Origin of the sequence: Flavobacterium zhairuonense (assembly GCF_004352915.1) — a bacterium.
Classification (GTDB): Bacteria; Bacteroidota; Bacteroidia; order Flavobacteriales; family Flavobacteriaceae; genus Flavobacterium; species Flavobacterium zhairuonense.
This window is the reverse complement of record NZ_SJSY01000061.1, coordinates 1-18,321: the sequence shown is the minus strand read 5'-3', so window position 1 is coordinate 18,321 and position 18,321 is coordinate 1. Positions and strand designations below refer to the sequence as shown.

Genomic DNA, 18,321 nt, shown 5'->3' with positions numbered 1-18,321 from the left:
AAATGAAATGAAACTTTGTTTAGCCCTATTTCTGTTTATTATTTACAATTTATCGGCACAGCAAAAACCTATCGAAACCATTTATTTTGAGTTTGACAAATATGATCTAACTCCTCTACAAACCGAAGTTGTAACTAATTTCATCAAAAGTATTGATACGGCAAAAGTCGAATCAATTCAAATTTATGGATACTGCGATGATCGCGGTAACGACGAATATAATTATAGATTATCGAGCAATCGTGCCAATACGATTCAGAATTTATTGATCGCTACAGGATTTAATCAAAGCAAAATTGTTATTCTAGAAGGAAAAGGCCGAATTATAGTCCGGCCTGACACTGTTGAAAACCTGCACGAAACGCGTTCCCGGAATCGGCGGGTTGACTTGATCGTAGTAAAACGGAATAGTTTTGGAAAAGGAGTTTACACTTCTTTCAAAGACAATCTAAAAGTAGGCGACAAAATATATTTAGAAAGTATTTTGTTTGAAATTGGAAGTTCAAAATTAACCTCATCTTCTCAAAAAGAACTTGACAAAATCGCTGAAAAACTTCAAAAACAAAGAAATATCCAATTTGAAATAAGAGGCCACGTTTGCTGTACTCCCGAAATCTACAGCGACGGAATTGACAAGGCTACCAAAGAAAGAAGACTTTCATGGAATCGTGCCAAAACCGTTTTTAATTATCTAAGCTCTAAAAAAGTTTCTAAAAACAGAATGACTTATCAAGGTTGTGGCAATAAATATCCTTTAGGAAAAGGAGATAAATATGACCGCAGAGTCGAGTTTTTGATTACTAAGATTTAAAAAATTCTATTCAACTAAACTAAAAATATATTTTTAATATTAAAGTTATACTTTAAAAAAAACTATTATTAAATTGTTTTTTAGATAATTATAAAAAATAAGAAAAACCAAATTTCAACCATGCAACATTGTTGCGTTTTTGTTTTTTACCCGCGAATCATCTCTATATGTTCGATATCATCCTCAAGATACATTTCGCTTGTTTGCACAAAACCGTGGCTTTCGTAGAATTTCTTTAAATACAATTGAGCACCAATTGTAATTTTATCTTTATCGAAATTAGACTTTATTTCAGCAATGGCTTTTCGCATTAAATCGTGTCCGAACTTTTTATCTCTGTAATTAGCATCGACAATTACTCTTCCGATAGAAGCATTATCAAAACTGATTCCGGCATCGAATAAACGAGAATAAGCGACAATTCTGCCGTCAAGTTCGCCCATAAGGTGCAACGCTTTTTTATCTTTTCCGTCAAGATCCAAATAAACGCAATTTTGCTCCACTACAAAGATCTCGCTTCTTAATTTGAGCAAATCATATAGCTCATTAACCGTTAACGCCTCAAAAGGCTTTATTTTCCATTTTAGTTCCATTCTGCTAAAGTTTTGCCACAAAGTCGCAAAGTTAACTTTATATTTTTTGCTAATAATATTGATTTCAATAAAAAGCCCGATTACAAATTGGAATCGGGCGATTTAGTTTATAGAAACTCCAGTTTCAACTTTTCAGAGTGTCAGGAAAAACTTTGTTGCTTTCTTACTCTGTATCTTTGTAACTCTTTAAAAACTATTTCTTTTTCGAAATAATTTCCATGCTTTTATATTCTGTACCATTTTTCATATCGTACATTTCGAATTTTCTAGTTGTCGGATCAACAATAGTATAAACTTCACGATAAGGCGTTTTTTTCCCTTTAACTGGATCTACAGTTTCACCCTTTAATTCGATTGTTTTTGTACTTTCGTCATATTTACCAAAGGCCACCATCATTCCGGTTCCCATATTGTCAATAAAAGTATTCGTAAATTCTTTAGTGGCATTATTATATGCTAGCGTACCCTTTCCTTCAAAAGGAGCTCCCATAATAGTCCCTTTATAATCTGTTTCTTGATAACGCCCACCGAAAAGCATTTTTACGGTTGCTATTGAAGTTGCTTTTTCTGGTTTACCATTTGGTTCATACCAAAAGGTCATCTCGCAAGTCCATGTTCCAACTTCATCAGCCATAATTTTATGTGGCTCGCCCGGAGTTGCATATGCCTGCCAAGCCTTTGTTGCAGTTGCAGAATCTACAGGCGCTTCAGTTTCGGCAACTGGTTCTTCGGTTTTAATACTATCTACATCTTTTGCTTCAACAGTTTCGGTTTTGACTTCTTTTTTACAAGAAATAAAACTCAACAACAATACTACTAATATTCCGGTTACATTTTTCATAAGTATTTGTTTTTACGTTTGTTACAAACAAATTTAAGAAAAATGTTTTGAAGTTTCTTGTTTTTAGTTTCAGGTTTGAGCCTTAGCCGCAAAGTTCGCAAAGAATTACGTAAGGATCGCAAATGCCTTTTAATCTGCGCTTTTATAAAAATTGGTGTGCTTGGTGTAATTCTTTGCGAACCTTGCGGTTAAAAAATGGCAAAAACCTATTTTTTATCAATCTTCACTGATTTAATAATTGCTTCAAGATCGAGCATTAAATCACGCTCTTGATTTGAAGGCGAATAGCAAAAGCCTTCAATCACTAAAATACGGCTATACTTTTCATCTATGATCGCATAATTAATGAAAGGTCCGGCCATAAAATCATTTCTCATTTCCCAAGTTCCTTTTGTTTCATACGCCTTTTTGCCATCTAATTCCATTGTGGTAAAATAAGGCGCATATGCTTCTCCTGTTATCATTCGGGTTTTGGGTTCTCTGCCCTTGATGTATGTGCCAACAGAATCTCTCATTTTGATAATATCGGCGACAACATTTGATTTTTTGAAAGAATGAAGCGGGATCTGGTAAATCAGCAAACTAGTATTGCCGCTGATAATATTTTTTTTAAGCCAAATAAAATTCTTTTTATGAAGCATATATTCATAACCAATAGGAATTTCAAGCGTTGCGTGAAACTTGTTTTTGATAATTGTCTGATTCATTAAGGATTTTCTGTTATCCTCTTGAATTTTTTGAATTTCTGCTTCATGAATGATTTTAATCATTTGAGCCGAATTGAGTTCAATACTGCAAATGATATCATCAACAGATTTTCCATAAATACGAAAAGTATTGTGAGGAAGTTTTTTACTTCTGATAATTTCGAACTTATCAGTTGCCGCTTTTTTTACAACAATTATGCTTCTGCTGTCCGTAACAAAGCCTTCAAGCAAGCGAGCAGGGTATTGATTGATTGTAAAAAGCGGTTCTTCTTGGGTCAATCCCCAAACTGGCGAAGCAAATTTATTTCTGATGGTATCACCAACTTCACCGTACCACAACTGATCGTCGATGATAACAGAAATCGTGTTGGCTTTACCTGAAACAGGTTGAGTCTGTTTATCTGTTTTTAGGCATGAAACCAATAAAAACGGAACTATTAGAAATAAAAAAAGGGTTTTATTCATTTTTTTAATTTATGAAATAAAACCCAAATTTAGATGATTTTTTTATTATCCGTTTATTTTGAGTTTCATTCCCGGTTTAATATCTCCATCTTTAATACCATTCCATTTTTTAATATCTGAAATCGTAACTCCAGGATATTTTTTAGAAATGCTATAAAGAGAATCTCCTTTTTTCACGTAATAATCTTCGCTAACTTTTTTAGACACAGCGCTTTTCTTGAACGAATCAACTGATGCATTCGAAGCAATTGCTGTATTTACGTTTGCAGTTTCTTCAATTACTGGAACTTCTTTAGAAATCACTAATGTTTTTCCTATACCAATATTGTTTGAAGTAAGACCATTAAGTTCTTTTAACTCCGCAATAGTCATACCGAATTTTTTCGCAACGCTCCCTAAATTATCTCCAGCTGCCACAACATATTCTTGAGGAAGTGCTGTTTTTTCTTTATCATCAGCAGCTGCGATAGCTTCTTCTGATTTTTTCTCTACAGCTGGAAGCGCTTTTGCATCTTTTGAAATTTTAGAAGGATCAACATCCGACTTGATTTTTAAAGTTCTGCCTAATGCAACATTATTTGATTTTAAGTTATTCCATTTCTTTAAATCGGTAATATTTACATCGTATTTTTCTGCAATCGCACCTAAATTATCACCTTTCTGAACTTCATACATTTGGAAATCCGAATTGATCTTTTCTGGTTGCGCTTTTACTTTAGGCGCAACTTTTACAGCCAACTTTGCTGGTAATGTGCGAATTGTTGACATATGATCAACATAGGCATAAATCTGTTTTTCATTTGAAACAAAAGTGGCGATTTTATCTTTCGGCAAACGCAGACAATGCTGTTCTCCTTGATAATAAGGAACCACATTCAGTTTATAAGAAGGATTCAAAAGCTGAATTTGAGATTGAGGCATATCAAGCAAATCAGCAATTTGTTTGAATGTCATTTCTTTTTTAATGTTTAAGGTATCTGTTTCAAAGTTTTTGACAACAGCTCTTTCTGGGTTGATTCCGTGTTCTTTATGGTATTCAAAAAGATACATTGTAGCATAAAAAGCAGGCACATAACCTTGAGTCTCTTTTGGAAGATTACTACGAATGTCCCAGTATTTTGATTGTCCACCAGAACGACGAATCGCTTTTGTAACATTTCCAGGTCCTGAATTGTACGAGGCCAAAACAAGCTCCCAGTCACCAAAGACTTCAAACATTTTGGTCATATATTCACTTGCTGCAGCTGTTGCTTTCATTGGGTCGCTACGCTCATCAATATAAGAATCGATTTTTAAAGCATACTGTTTTCCAGTTCCGTACATGAACTGCCAAAGTCCTGTAGCGCCCATTTTAGAAACTGCTTTAGGATTTAAAGCAGATTCTACAACGGCTAAATATTTGATTTCTAAAGGAACATTGTTCTTTGCAAATGATTCCTCAAAAATTGGGAAGTAATATTCGGATAAAGCCATTAATCGAGAAAACGATTTTTTACGATTCTTGAGAAATGACTTTATTAAATTTTCTAAACCTTGATTGTATTCAATATGAAACGGAGATTTTTCATTCATCGCCTGCAGTCGCTGTTTCAGCAAATCTGTAGGCAACTCTTCATCAACAGTAACATCTGAATTGATCGTTTGAATATCTTTCGTCAAATCATCATAAATATCTAAACTTGTTAATTCCTTCATCCAAAGACTGTCTGCTTTTGCAGCCATGTCATTTTGCTTGAATGTACTTTTAACCGAATCTAAGTATGATAATTTTACCTCAGGTTTAATTTCAACTTCTGAAGATGCACTTTGTTGCGCAAACATCGTCATTGAAAAGAGAGCTGTAGCTACTATTGATATTTTCCTTACAATCATATAACATTTTTTTAAAATCTTATAAATCAAATATTTATAAGACATGTATTTTTGCAAAACTAAAAAGTTTAGTGTTTAAAAATACGCAAAAAAATGTTAATTGTGATATTTTAGTCTAAAATTGCAGCAATTCCAGGTAAAACTTTGCCCTCAAGCATCTCTAACATAGCTCCTCCTCCAGTTGAAACGTAACTCATTTTGTCTTCTAGACCAAATTGTTTTACCGCCGCAACTGAATCTCCACCTCCAACTAATGAAAATGCACCATTTTTAGTAGACTCAGCAATAAAATCACCTAAAGCAATAGTTCCTTTTGAGAAAGTTTCCATTTCAAAAACTCCTAATGGACCATTCCATAAGATTGTTTTAGAATCTAAAATTACTTTTTTGAAATTCTCTAAAGATTTTGGGCCAGCGTCAAGACCTTGCCATCCGTCTGGGATTGCAGTTACATCAACAACTTGTGTATTTGCGCTGTTTGAGAAATCATCTGCTGCAACTACATCAACTGGAATATGAACTTGAACACCTTTTTCTTTAGCAGCTTTTAAAATATCAAGAGCCAATTGCAATTTATCATCTTCGCAGATCGATTCACCAATTTTTCCGCCTTGCGCTTTGATGAAAGTAAAAGTCATACCTCCACCAATAATCATATGATCAACTTTGTCTAAGATATTTTCGATAACTGTAATTTTTGAAGAAACTTTAGAACCTCCAAGAACTGCAGTAACAGGTTTTTCACTGTTTTTCAATACTTTATTTAAACTGTCTATTTCTTTTGCTAATAATGTTCCGAAACATTTGTCATTTGGGAAAAATTGAGCAATAATTGTAGTCGAAGCGTGTGCTCTGTGAGCTGTTCCAAAAGCATCGTTTACATAAATATCTCCAAGTGAAGCCAATTCTTTAGCAAAAGCAACATCTCCAGCTTCTTCTTCAGCGTGAAAACGTAAATTTTCCAATAATAAAACTTCTCCCGGTTTTAAAGCTGCCGCTGCATTTTGAGCCACTTCTCCAACACAGTTTTCAGCAAATTTTACTTGAACTCCTAAAATTTCCGAAGCTGTTTTTAAAATATGTTTTAATGAATATTTTTCTTCAGCACCTTTTGGTCTTCCTAAGTGCGACATCAAAATCACACTTCCACCTTGTGCCAAAATAGCATCAATTGTAGGTTTAGCCGCTTCAATACGTGTTGCATCAGTTACATTGAAATTTTCATCTAAAGGGACATTAAAATCAACACGAATAATGGCTTTTTTATTTTTAAAATCGAAATCGTTTAAAGTTTTCATTTTTATTATTTTTTAGGTTTTTTTTCGAAAGAACAACAAATATAGGACTTTTACAGTACTAATAAATTCGGATAAACCAAAAAATAGATAATTAAAAGAACGAAAACGTTATAATTTCACAAATAAATTGGTTTATTAAATATTAAACACAATTTTAAATACAAATTTCATATCTTCTTAATCATAAAAAAACCTTTCCTGTCTTGCAGACCGACAGAAAAGGCAAAAAATGAAACGAATAATTTCTGTTTTTTTCGAAACTAAAGCTCACTAATTATTTTTTATATAACATATCGATAAATTCTTTTGAACAGGAAACATAATCGTTTCATATTCATTTCTATCATCACTATTCATTGATATAAGATAATTTCCTTCGACAATTCCGAAATACGACAACAAAGGCGAATAAAATGTAATTCCGATTTTGTGTTTTGATACATCTGTACGATCTGTATTTATAATATCAAGCTGATAATTAATAAACGGAAAATAATTATTGCCCAAAGTATCAGCAACGCGATGAAATTTTCCTTTCAATTGCTCCACATAACCGCTCGCAGCAATTCCGACTAAAAAATGCAATTTCTCTGCTTTTTCATTTTCAGCCAATAATTCTCGAAAGGTATTTTTTGGATTTGCATCTGAATTGAATTGCTGGCTCTGCATTTGATATTCTTTGAAAGTATCTTCAAAAACATATTTGTCCCACAAAAAATTCGAAGAACTGTCAATTACAATTCGGTACGCCAATTTTATCTTTTTAATTTCCATTTTACCAATTTTAAAGATCCAGAGGCACCTCAATTACAAGCAGAATCGCATTTTCAGACAAAGCTTCCCATTCGATGGTTGAAGTTTTTTTAATTCCTAATCCATCTTTAGCTTCTAAAAGTCGGTTTTCAACTTCGAAAGCACCATGAATCACAAACACAAAAACACCATTTTCTGCATTTTTCAAAGCATAAAAACCTTCTTTTCTTCCGTCATAAATTCCAATGAAACCAATGGCTCTTTCAATTTCGAATAAATTATTCAGCTTGTTATGTGCTTTAAAATCAAATTTATATTGCTGGAAATAGTTCTTGAAATATTGTGGCCCCATTTGAAAATCAATTTCAAGATAGCTGACATTTTCTTCTTCATAAGGATTGAAAATCTCCACTTCTAAATCGTCATCTGCTGCAATGACCCTAATTTGATCAACACGCAAAAACTCCTCATTTCCAATGGTATCCTTGTATTCAATTCCGCCAAATAATGGCAAAATAATCATATTGGTATTCGAAGTAATAAATCGAGCAATACGCTCTTGCGGAGCCAATATCACTTCGTTTAAGATTTTTAAAGATCCGAATCCGTTTTTGGATAAATCTTGGTAACGTTCAAAATTAAAAGTTGCGTAACGATTGTGTTTCGCCGAATTGAAAACACCTCGCGCATCTGACTTATAAATTTGAGCTGGAATTTGCGTTATCATTTTTATTCGTTTTAAACATTAACCTGCAACGTTTATCGTGTGCGTTAAAACAAAACCTTCACTTACACTTCCAGTTATAGTTGACATTTCTTTTGCAGTAGAATCCGAAAACACATTATCAGACGCATTATAGGTGTAACCAGTCAATCCCTTCGTATAGCCATTTGCTGTTGATGCGTTTACTAAGGCAACCGCACTGTTTGAACCTTCTGGAAAAGCAATTTGAGTTACCAACAAAGATGTTCCGCTGGCATTGTAAATATGTACGTGAATATGAGTTGCTCGACCAGAATACCAACCTGGAAAAATAGAAGTAAATGTTACCAATCCGTTTTCGTCTGTGGTTTGTCTTCCTCTTAAAAAGTGAACCGAAGTATAATTTACAGACTGCATGGAAGTACCGCCATATTCAGAATAATATCCATCTTTGTCACAATGCCAAATATCTACAATGGCATTTTTTAAAGCTACGCAACTTGCATTTGTATTCTTAATCGTGATTTTGATTGTAAATGCAACACCTGTTCGATCCATTGTAATATTAGATTTTACTAATGACGAAGGCGTAATAGTTGGAAATGGTCCAGCAGTTTCAGATGGAGTTACCGAACAATCGCTTGAAGATGAACCTGAACCAGAAGATGAATCTGTATTGGTCGAAGAATCAGTCGAAACATCATCTTTACTGCATGAGTTAATAATAGGAATTGCCAAAGATGAAATTCCCATTAAACCCAAACCTCTTAAAAACTCTTTTCTTTTCATTGCTTTTATTTTTTAAATGTTATACCAATGGAATGATTAACAGTTATTTTCGAGTAAAATTATTCGAAATTAAAGCGTTGGAAAAAGTTTGAGGTAAACGATAAAATTTATGAGGTGAACAGCGAATTTTTTATTTTTTGTAGTAAAAATAAGTCGGATAAGCTTTCTTTATTTCTTGTCCAAAAGCGCAAAAAAAGCTTCTTCATAACTGGCGCTGATAGGAATTTCGGCGACATCTATAAAAATTACTTTGTTTCTGATCTTTTCAACTTTAGAAATCGGAATGATAAACGAGCGATGAACCCTAATAAATTCAGTTTCTGGCAATTTTTGAAGCATCGATTTCAGCGTCATTCTAGCCACAACGGTTTTTTGATTTTGAATATGAATTTTAACGTAATCGTCTAAACCTTCGATATATAAAATATCCGAAAACAAGATTTTTATCAAACTGTAATCGGCGCGGATAAAAAGATATTGTTGTTCAATGTTTTGATTCTGCTGTTTCCATTGTGAAAAAGCTTTTTCGGCGGCTTGCTGAAAACGAGAAAGCGAAATGGGTTTTAAAAGATAATCGGTCGCACTGAGCGTAAAACCTTCAACAGCAAATTCAGAATAAGCAGTGGTAAAAATAACCATCGTTTTGTTTGGGAGCTTTTTGTAAAAATCCAAACCAGAAATCGACGGCATGTTGATATCCAAAAACAACAAATCGACTGGGTATTTCTTAAGATATTTAAGCGCTTCGTCCGATTTCGTAAAAACCTTTTCCAGTTCTATGTAATCAATTGTCTCGCATAAACTCTGAAGAATTTCTAATGCCAATGGCTCATCATCTAATGCAATTGCTTTAATCATCCTAGTTTAATAGATAAATTGACAACATACTTTTCAAGCGTATCTTCTATTTTGAGCTGATGTTTGTTTGGATAAACCAATTTTAGTCTTTCGATAGTATTCTGAAGTCCAATTCCAGATTCTGATTGAACTGAAAAAGTCTTTTTATTAGAAACAAATAACGTCAGCTGTTCTTCGATAATATCAATACGAATACAAATTTCAGAAGTTTGATCTGGATTTACACCATATTTGAATGCATTTTCGATAAAAGATATTAAAATAAGCGGTGTGATTTGTTTTCCAAAAGTATTTCCATCAACTTTATAATCTACTAAAACGGTATTTCCTAATCGTGTTTTTTGCAAAGAGATAAAGTTATTGATGTAGTTTATTTCTTTGGTCAAGTCAATAACTTCATCATTTGAATTGGTCATGATGTAACGCATTAATTCTGAAAGCTGCACAACGGCATCGGGCGTCTTATCATCTTTTTTTAAAGCCAAGGCATAAATGCTGTTCAAAGTATTGAATAAGAAATGAGGATTGATTTGTGCTTTCAAGAAAGCCAACTCCGATTTTACTTTTTCTTTTTCCACACTCTGCAGTCTTCCACTTATAGCAAAAAGCAAACTAGATATTACTCCGATCAAATAAACCAAAGCGGTGTGTCCATATTGCGTTGGCGGACCGCCTACAAAATCAAAAGGTTCTTCTTTTAAAAAAGAAGGAGGCGGAGGAAATTGTTCTGGAAATATTCCGGGATTGTGTTCAAAATGTTCTGGAGGATTTCTAAAATCTAAAAAATTTCGGGCAGGATGATCTAAAGTGGTTGATATCCAAAGAAAAAACAAAAGAAATCCAATAATGATGGAATAATATATGAACTTCTTTTCGGAAAAATAGAATTTCGGAATTAAGTAGTAATAGTTAAAATAGAAAAAGCAAAGCAGTGTAAAATAGATGAAAAAGTAAATACGATCGTGCGCGTTTGTGTATAAATGCGGCAACGAGAAAATGGTATTTGTCGATGTAAAGGCATACGGCAAAAAAAGAAAAGCGAGGCACAAAACAATGTGTTTCGCATAAAGTGAAAATTTTGCTTTCATAAATCAAATTTGATTTATCATTTTGACGATGCAAAGTGATACTATTCAAATTTAATGTTATTGTAAGTTTATTTCAAATTATTGCGGTAAAAACACATAATGTTGCGACTCGCTTTGTAATAATGGCTTATTTAGCCTAAGAAATGGTTTTGTTCTTCTTAATCGTGAACCGGACTCTGCGTACAAGGACAGTTACTGATAGCCTGCAAGAAATCAAAACCTATAGTTACTACGTGAGTACCCGTATTGTAATTTCCAAGATCGTTGAACATGACTTGGTACGAATATCCAAAGTAAAATCTAGATTTCATGAAACCTGCCATTGGCCCAACTGATAATGGTTTTGGAAACTGGTCATTCAACATACGATACGAAACTCCAACCCAATAGTAATCTTCATAACGATTGTAACGTCTGTACTTGAAGTTGAAATCGGTAGTAGAACGTTTATCACTAGCAAAGTATTGAAAGAATACAGATGGTTCGTATTCGATTCGTCTATTTTCTCCGTCGTTAAATATATATCCTGTGTAAACTTGATAGTTTGAAAGCAAGTTAGGCTCTACTCCACGGTATTTATCTACATTTTTCTTTAAAACGTTGTTGGCATTGAAACTCAAATAAAAGTTCTTATAACGATACAATGCACTAAGGTCAAAGTTATTGTTTCCTGTATAACGATTATCTGTTACCGATGGATCAAGAATTGGATGCTCGATAGTATTGTTAAACTCATCGATATCAATTCTGAAACTGTTGAAGTTATACGAAATACCAAAAGACAGATACATTTTAGCATAATAATCCAAAATCAAGTGATGCGCAAATGAAACTTTGGCACCAGTTTGTCTTGTGTATCCGTTTTTATCATTGTAAAGCGAAATTCCAACCCCAGAACGATCTAAGATTCTAAAATCGGCATATAAAGATTGGTTTTCAGGCGCATCTTTAATACCAACCCATTGCGTCAAACCATTGGCTCTAATTCGAAGGTTATCTCCAATACCAGCATAAGCAGGCGAAAGCACAAACGGGTTATCAGCTAAATACTGTGTAAACACTGGTAGGTTTAACTCTTGGCTGTAACTTGTTGTTACAGCCATGAGTACTAGGGATAAAATAAACTTTTTCATTGTAATAATTTTTTTAGATAACATCATTGGGGCTCAAATTTTGTTATCTGTATAATGTGAAATGTCCAACAAACTCTCTTGCATCTTTCTCGTCATTTAGTTTAAGAACATACCAGTAATCACCTGAAGGCAATTCTTCTCCATTGTATCTTCCGTCCCATTTTTGACCATAGTGATATTTAGCAATTACACGACCGTATCTGTCGAAGATTGAGAATTCAAGATTGTTGTAAATATTTGTACAACCAGGTCCCCAAGTATCATAAACACCATCTCCGTTAGGCGTAAAGTAATTGTCTAAGCAAACATCAACATATATCGCTGGTACCGTAATAGTCGCCGTACAACCATTTTGATCTCTCACGACTACCACATAATCTCCAGATTTGTAGATTTTGAAATTAGTAGAAGAGCTAAACGGTTCTCCATTGAAACTATATTCATAAGCTGGAGCTCCACCTGTAGCAGTTACTGAAATTACGTTCATTTCAGGTTTGCCTGCAGCTAAAGAGATTGCTAATGGCTGAACAGCTTTAATTTCGAAACTCACTGTCGGAACTTCACATCCGTTAGTATGTCTAGCTGTAACGTAGTGATTACCTGGAGCAACATTAGTGAAAATATTACTTGCTTGGTAAGCACCAGTTCCGTCAAGTTTATAATCTACATCAGCTGGGTTTGTGATACTTGCATCCACAGTTATTGTTACTCTGTTAGCAGCATGATTATCCACACAGTCATAATTTATCTCTGCTTTTGGATCTAAAACAACCGGCAATGGCATGTTAATCTCAACATAGTTCATACATCCAGCCGCATCCGTAAAGTAAACTGTGTGTTTACCGCCAGTCAGGTTAGTAAAGTCAAATATTGTTTGACCTGCAGCACCGTCAGTAAATGGTCCTTTTTCAACGTCAAGACTTACTTTGTACGGAGCAGTACCACCTAAAATTTCAACACTAAATGCACCATCTTTATCGCCAACGCAAACTTCTGGAATCATAGAGTTTGGAACTTCTTTTCCTCTTAATAATTCTGGTTGCGTGATTGTGAAATCATGCAAAATGAAACATCCGTTTGCATCCTGAACAATTACTTGGTAATTACCAGGTGCTAATTTCTCGAATACGTGAACATCATCAAATTGATTCAAGTCTGGAGAAAGCGCATATTTAATAACTCCTGTTCCACCAGAAGCAAGAACCTCCAATTTACCATTGTTTTCACCGAAACAAGAAACATTTGTTACATTAAATTGCGCAGTTACCGGCGTTGCTGGTTCTGTAATAATAATAGCTTTTGATGTAAATGTACAATCTTGGCTATCAACTTTCACGCTGTATGTTCCAATTGCAAGATTTTCAAATCTTCCTTCCGTCTGAGCTGGACGAATTGCTGTTCCTGCATTATTCAACAAAGTATATCTATAGTTTCCGAGACCTCCAATAGCTTTTGCAACAATTACTCCTGTTGTTTCTCCTTGACATTTAACTACTGCGTTTGTAACATCTAAATCAAGAGTTAGAGGAACTAATGGTTCAATATTGATTTCATTAGAAATATATCCAACACATCCATTAGCATCTTTCACATAGTATTGATATTTACCTACAGGAACATCAAATGATACCGATGATGTAAATGATCCAATAACTGTTGCAAAATTAGCAGAAGTACTATAAGTGTAAGGCGCATTTCCTCCTTCTGCACTTAATGTGATTTGAGATAATGTTTGACATGTCTGCGCTCTTGAAAGCACTAAAACTGGTTTCACCTCAGTAGGCTCACTTATAACAATATTTGCAGAAGTTGCCTCACAAGAATATCCATCAGTAACTGTTACTGTATAAGTTCCAGCGCTTAGGTTAGAGAATACTCTACCTGATTGTGGTCCCGAAACAATAACTGGATTTGCAGATACGATGTTCAATGTGTACATGTAGTTGCTTCCTTGTCCGCCTGTTGGCTGATTAACTGTAATTACACCATCTTTACTTCCGAAACATGATAACATTGAGGCATTTGCACTCGCTGTAACCACTATAGGAGCAGGAACTACTAACTGAACGTTAGTTGTAGCAATACATCCTTTTTCATCTTTAACATTAATCGTATAATTTCCAGCTGCTAAACCATTAAACTCAAATTTATCAGAGTATGCAATATGAACTGTAGGACCTACTAACTCGTATTGATAGTTTGGACCCCATCCACCAGTTGCTGACGCAGAAATCTCGCCATCATTGTTACCAGTAATACAAGTAATTTCAGACTTAGTTGTAGTCACTACTAACTGACTTTGAGGCTGAACAATTGTAAATACATTTGTAACTGTACATTCTGGACTGTTAACCAACTTAGCGGTTACTGTATATTGACCCGCTCTTAAACCTGAAATTCTAACAGGCCCAGCATTTGATGAAGTTCCAGAACTTGGAACCGGACCTGCAATACTATATGTAAATGCACCCGCTTCATTTCCAGGATTCAATATATTGTCAACAAAAGTTAAATCAACGCTTCCGTCAGCAGCTCCATAACATAACTCAACATTTACTGGCGTTACTTTGATTTCAAAAGTATTCGCATCATTCACATAATGGTAGTCCTTAATTATACATCCAGTTGTTGGGTTGAAGACAGTAATTGCATAGCCTCCAATTGGCAATCCAGAGAATAATCCCGTTGGATTTGTCTGATTGAAAACTGTTCCATCTATACCTGCAATTGTATAAACTAATCCTGTAGGAGTTCCGCCAGCCGTTGTTACAGAAACCTGAATAGTTTCGTTTGTAACACAAGTAATTGGAGCAACCACATTAACATTTAAATCAGTCATTGTAATGAAAGATCCAATTGTTATCGGAGCAGTTGTTGTAGCATCACAACCATTGCTGTCTACCACTCTTACAGAGTAAGATCCACCAGCAAGATCTGTTTCATCGTAAACATTTGAACTGCTGCTTTGAACCACTTTTCCGTTTTTACTGAATTCATAAAGAATATAAGGAACCGTTCCACCAGAAACTGAATTAACCGTAATTCTTGCAAAATTTGTTGTGTTTGTTCCTGCAGTACATCCAAAAGGTGTAACCGTCGGAGCATTTACTACAAGCGCACTCGGCTGGCTAATTCTTGTATCTACCTGAGCATTACAACCTCTTCCTGAAGTTACTCTCACTGTATAATCTCCTGCTTGAAGATTATCAAAAACATTTGATTCTTGGCCAACTATACTCACCGGAACTCCACCAGTGGTAGTTCCTGTTAAAGTGTATTTATAGATTGGGTTATCATTTACGCCTGGAGCACTTGGTGCCAAGTTAACAATGATTAAACCATCAGAACCACCTGCACATTTCACATCTGTTTTCTCTAAGCTCAGACCTGTAATAATTGTTGGTGCTGATAATTCAACAGTAACAACATCTTTACATCCAGTTGTCAAATCCTCAACAGTTATTGTATGAGAACCTGCTGGCATGGTGTTGAATGATGCAGTTGTTCCAGCAACTACAGGAATATAAGCACCTGAAGTATATCTATAATTTCCAGAGCCTCCAGTAGCTTTAGCTACGATTCGGCCACTATTAGGGAAATCACAGCTTGGCAATTGCTGAACATCTAATTGTAAATCAAGAGCGCCTTGAATGTTTACTGCACCAGTAACGGTAACCGTACATCCATTTCCATCTCTAACCGTTACATCATAAGATCCTGAAGAATTTACTTGGAATGATGGGCTTGACTGGAATCCACCACCAATACTATATTCTAGAGGCGCTTTTCCTGTAGCAGAAACAACAATCTCATAAGTTCCTGTTGCGCTTGGACATTGACTCGTAACATTTGCAGTGATTGCACTTGGAAGCGCATCAGTCAAAATGTTTATAGTTTGTGCCAAAGTATTACATCCGTTAAGATCTCTTACATAAACATCCCATGCAGTTCCAAAATTCGTATCAACTACTAATTTGTTATCAGTAGTAAACGTTGTTGGAGTACCACTTCCGCTAACTACAGCAGCATAACTGTAAGCAGGTGTTCCGCCTGCAGCTGTTACTGTAATAGTTGCATTTTTATTATTACAAGAAATGTTTGTCGCGCTCATTGTAAAACTTAATGGAGTAGTTGGCTGATTAACTAAGAAGTTAGTCACATTATCTGTACATCCAGAAGTTCTATCTGTAACCGTGAACGTATAATTTGCAGCTGTTAATCCTGTATAAGTAATCACATCTCCTGTTTGAGTAAATGTTCCGTTATTTGGAGACAATGCAAAATCGTAATTTCCAGCTGTAATGTAATTACTTACTGTAAATGCGATTGAACCTGTTGTTCCTCCATTACATAAAACATCACTTAATAATTGAGCTTCAACATTAATTTCGCTAGCTTTCTTAATTTCAATTGTATTTAAAGTGCTACAACCATTGTTGTCTGTAACTCTAACTACATAAGTTCCTGGCAATAGGTTAGCAAAACTTCCACTTGTATTAGAAGTTGCCGATGCCGCCGGCTGAATAATAGCATAATTGTATGGTGCAACACCTCCTGTTACTGAATTTACAGTCAAAGTCGCAACTCCACCTGCAATATTACAATAAATTGGTGAAGCCGTCATATTGAAATTCGTTGGCGGGTTGTAAGCTGGAACAGTAGCTGAACCAGAAACTCTACAGCCATTCATATCTACTACCACATAGTTAACCGTACTAGCAGCATTTATTACATGCGATGGTGAAGTTCCAAAAGTTACACCATTATCAAAACTATAGCTATATGGTGAAGTACCGTTAGTTGCATTGATTGTAACAATTGCATCTTTAGCATTATTTGAAGCATCACAACCAAACTGAGTAACAACATTAGTTGCAGTTAAAACGCCTGGCTCATCGATATCAACATTTACTGGCAATGATGGACAACCTTTTGCATCTATAACAGCAATTGAATAAGTTCCTTTGCCTAATCCTGCAAAAATATTAGAATTACCAAAAGTCAATCCTCCATCAATACTATATTTATAAGGAGCAACACCATTTAATCCAGTAACCGTAATACTTCCGTTTAAATCACCATTACATAAAACATCTACAGCTGTCGTCGTGAACATTGGCACTGTAAGCTTCGTAACCACTACTGGAACAGAAACCGCCTCACATATACCATCATTTACTGTGAAAGTGTACGTTCCTTCTACAGTTGGGTGATACGGTGAAGTAACCGTTGTATACGCGCCTCCATCTTTAGAAACTTTGAAAGTCGGATAAACACCTGTTCCTTGAGTTGCTAATAATGTGATTGTAGCATCATTAGTAGTACAATTTAAATCTTGTACTAAAGTTGCCTGTAATAATAGTTCTTGTCTTAATACATATTGTTCATGTGCCACACAACCATTACCATCTTTTATATAAAAGTCGTAAGTTCCTGGCGCATTTAATGTAAAGTTAGGACTAGCTTGATAACCATTTCCAATACTGAACATTGGCGGAGCTACGATATCTGAATCTTGATGTCCATCAATTGTAATTGCCACTGGACCGCCAGTGTAACAATACACAGTTGCATTAGGATTAATTGTTGGTGCATCGTCTTTTGTAATTGTTATATCACGTTTAAAAGAACAAATCAAATTCGCATCTTGAACATATACATCCCAATCATTTGAACCTAAATCATCATAAGCTAAAACTGCATAGTTATTGCTTGAATAATCTGAAGCTAACGGAGTAACTCCGTCTTTAACAAATGCATATTTATAAGCTGGAGTCCCACCAGTTCCTTGAACAGTAACCACTGCGCCTAAGTAACAATTTGCTACTGTCTGAGAAACTATATTTAATCCTAAAACTGCAGGCGCATCAACAACAACAGTTGCTGTATTAGTACAAGTTGTTATAGCGTCAGTAACTGTAAGTGTATAAGAACCAGCTGGTAAATTAGTAACAGTAACTACATCACCCACTTGAGTAAGAGTTCCTAAAGGAGAATTTAAAGAAGCCGTATAACCGCCAGCTTTATTTCCTACTGTAAACTTGATAACACCATCTGAGCCACTATTACAAGAAACATTTTTAACAAGTTCACCTGCAACCGTAATATTGATTACTGGATCAACTGTATATGATTCTGTATATGTACATCCATTATTATCTGTAACCTGGAATACATAAGTTCCCGGATCAAGATTACCGAATGTAGTTCCTGGCTGTTTCGCTCTTGTTATAGGAGATAAAATCTCATATTCTAGAGGCAATACACCACCAACATGGTTCGTAATATCAACTGTTCCTTGACCACCGCAGATCACCGCAACTGTTGTTGCGAATGTTAAATCCGTTGGAGGATTCAATGCCGGAACATTAACTCCGTTTGTGATCGTCACTGAACAGCCATTTGCGTCC

The 18,321-nt window shown here is 35.0% G+C and carries 13 protein-coding genes; 1 reads left to right on the top strand and 12 read right to left on the bottom strand.

All coding sequences use genetic code 11. The annotated features are described in order from the left end of the window. Window positions 1-7 precede the first annotated feature (7 nt). On the top strand, window positions 8-811 hold the full coding sequence (locus tag EYY60_RS01935) for an OmpA family protein (RefSeq protein WP_132987721.1): 804 nt from the start codon (window positions 8-10) through the stop codon (window positions 809-811). A gap of 146 nt (window positions 812-957) precedes the next feature. On the opposite strand, the gene EYY60_RS01930 is transcribed toward EYY60_RS01935, so the two are convergent. From EYY60_RS01930 to EYY60_RS01875, 12 genes are all read right to left on the bottom strand, one after another. Further along, complete coding sequence (locus tag EYY60_RS01930; RefSeq protein ID WP_132987720.1) at window positions 958-1,404, bottom strand: GNAT family N-acetyltransferase; 447 nt, start codon at window positions 1,402-1,404, stop codon at window positions 958-960. A gap of 193 nt (window positions 1,405-1,597) precedes the next feature. Continuing rightward, window positions 1,598-2,245 carry a DUF1579 domain-containing protein gene (locus tag EYY60_RS01925; RefSeq protein ID WP_132987719.1) on the bottom strand — a complete coding sequence of 216 codons (648 nt, stop codon included), beginning with the start codon at window positions 2,243-2,245 and terminating at the stop codon, window positions 1,598-1,600. Between the two features lie 206 nt (window positions 2,246-2,451). Next, window positions 2,452-3,417, bottom strand: a complete 966-nt coding sequence (locus EYY60_RS01920; protein WP_132987718.1) for a DUF4837 family protein — start codon at window positions 3,415-3,417, stop codon at window positions 2,452-2,454. Window positions 3,418-3,462: 45 nt separating this feature from the next. Next, window positions 3,463-5,289, bottom strand: coding sequence for a LysM peptidoglycan-binding domain-containing protein (locus EYY60_RS01915; protein WP_132987717.1), 1,827 nt, complete (start codon window positions 5,287-5,289; stop codon window positions 3,463-3,465). Between the two features lie 110 nt (window positions 5,290-5,399). After that, a complete protein-coding gene (locus tag EYY60_RS01910) occupies window positions 5,400-6,587 on the bottom strand; it encodes a phosphoglycerate kinase (RefSeq protein ID WP_026727362.1) in 1,188 nt (395 codons plus the stop codon). A gap of 270 nt (window positions 6,588-6,857) precedes the next feature. Further along, the gene (locus EYY60_RS01905) at window positions 6,858-7,361 is read right to left on the bottom strand and encodes a hypothetical protein (RefSeq protein WP_132987716.1); all 504 of its coding nucleotides are present in this window, start codon (window positions 7,359-7,361) and stop codon (window positions 6,858-6,860) included. Window positions 7,362-7,371: 10 nt separating this feature from the next. Then, entirely contained in the window at window positions 7,372-8,067 is a 696-nt protein-coding gene (locus EYY60_RS01900) for a pirin family protein (protein WP_132987715.1), read from the bottom strand. Between the two features lie 18 nt (window positions 8,068-8,085). Then, window positions 8,086-8,832 carry a dioxygenase family protein gene (locus EYY60_RS01895; protein WP_132987714.1) on the bottom strand — a complete coding sequence of 249 codons (747 nt, stop codon included), beginning with the start codon at window positions 8,830-8,832 and terminating at the stop codon, window positions 8,086-8,088. 168 nt (window positions 8,833-9,000) lie between these two features. Next, entirely contained in the window at window positions 9,001-9,690 is a 690-nt protein-coding gene (locus EYY60_RS01890) for a LytR/AlgR family response regulator transcription factor (protein ID WP_132987713.1), read from the bottom strand. Then, a complete protein-coding gene (locus EYY60_RS01885; protein ID WP_132987712.1) occupies window positions 9,687-10,778 on the bottom strand; it encodes a sensor histidine kinase in 1,092 nt (363 codons plus the stop codon). The genes EYY60_RS01890 and EYY60_RS01885 overlap by 4 nt, the downstream gene beginning before the upstream one ends. Window positions 10,779-10,936: 158 nt before the next feature. Continuing rightward, entirely contained in the window at window positions 10,937-11,911 is a 975-nt protein-coding gene (locus EYY60_RS01880) for a PorP/SprF family type IX secretion system membrane protein (RefSeq protein WP_235832270.1), read from the bottom strand. 43 nt (window positions 11,912-11,954) lie between these two features. Further along, a complete protein-coding gene (locus EYY60_RS01875) occupies window positions 11,955-18,302 on the bottom strand; it encodes a T9SS type B sorting domain-containing protein (protein ID WP_208749443.1) in 6,348 nt (2,115 codons plus the stop codon). Window positions 18,303-18,321 lie beyond the last annotated feature (19 nt).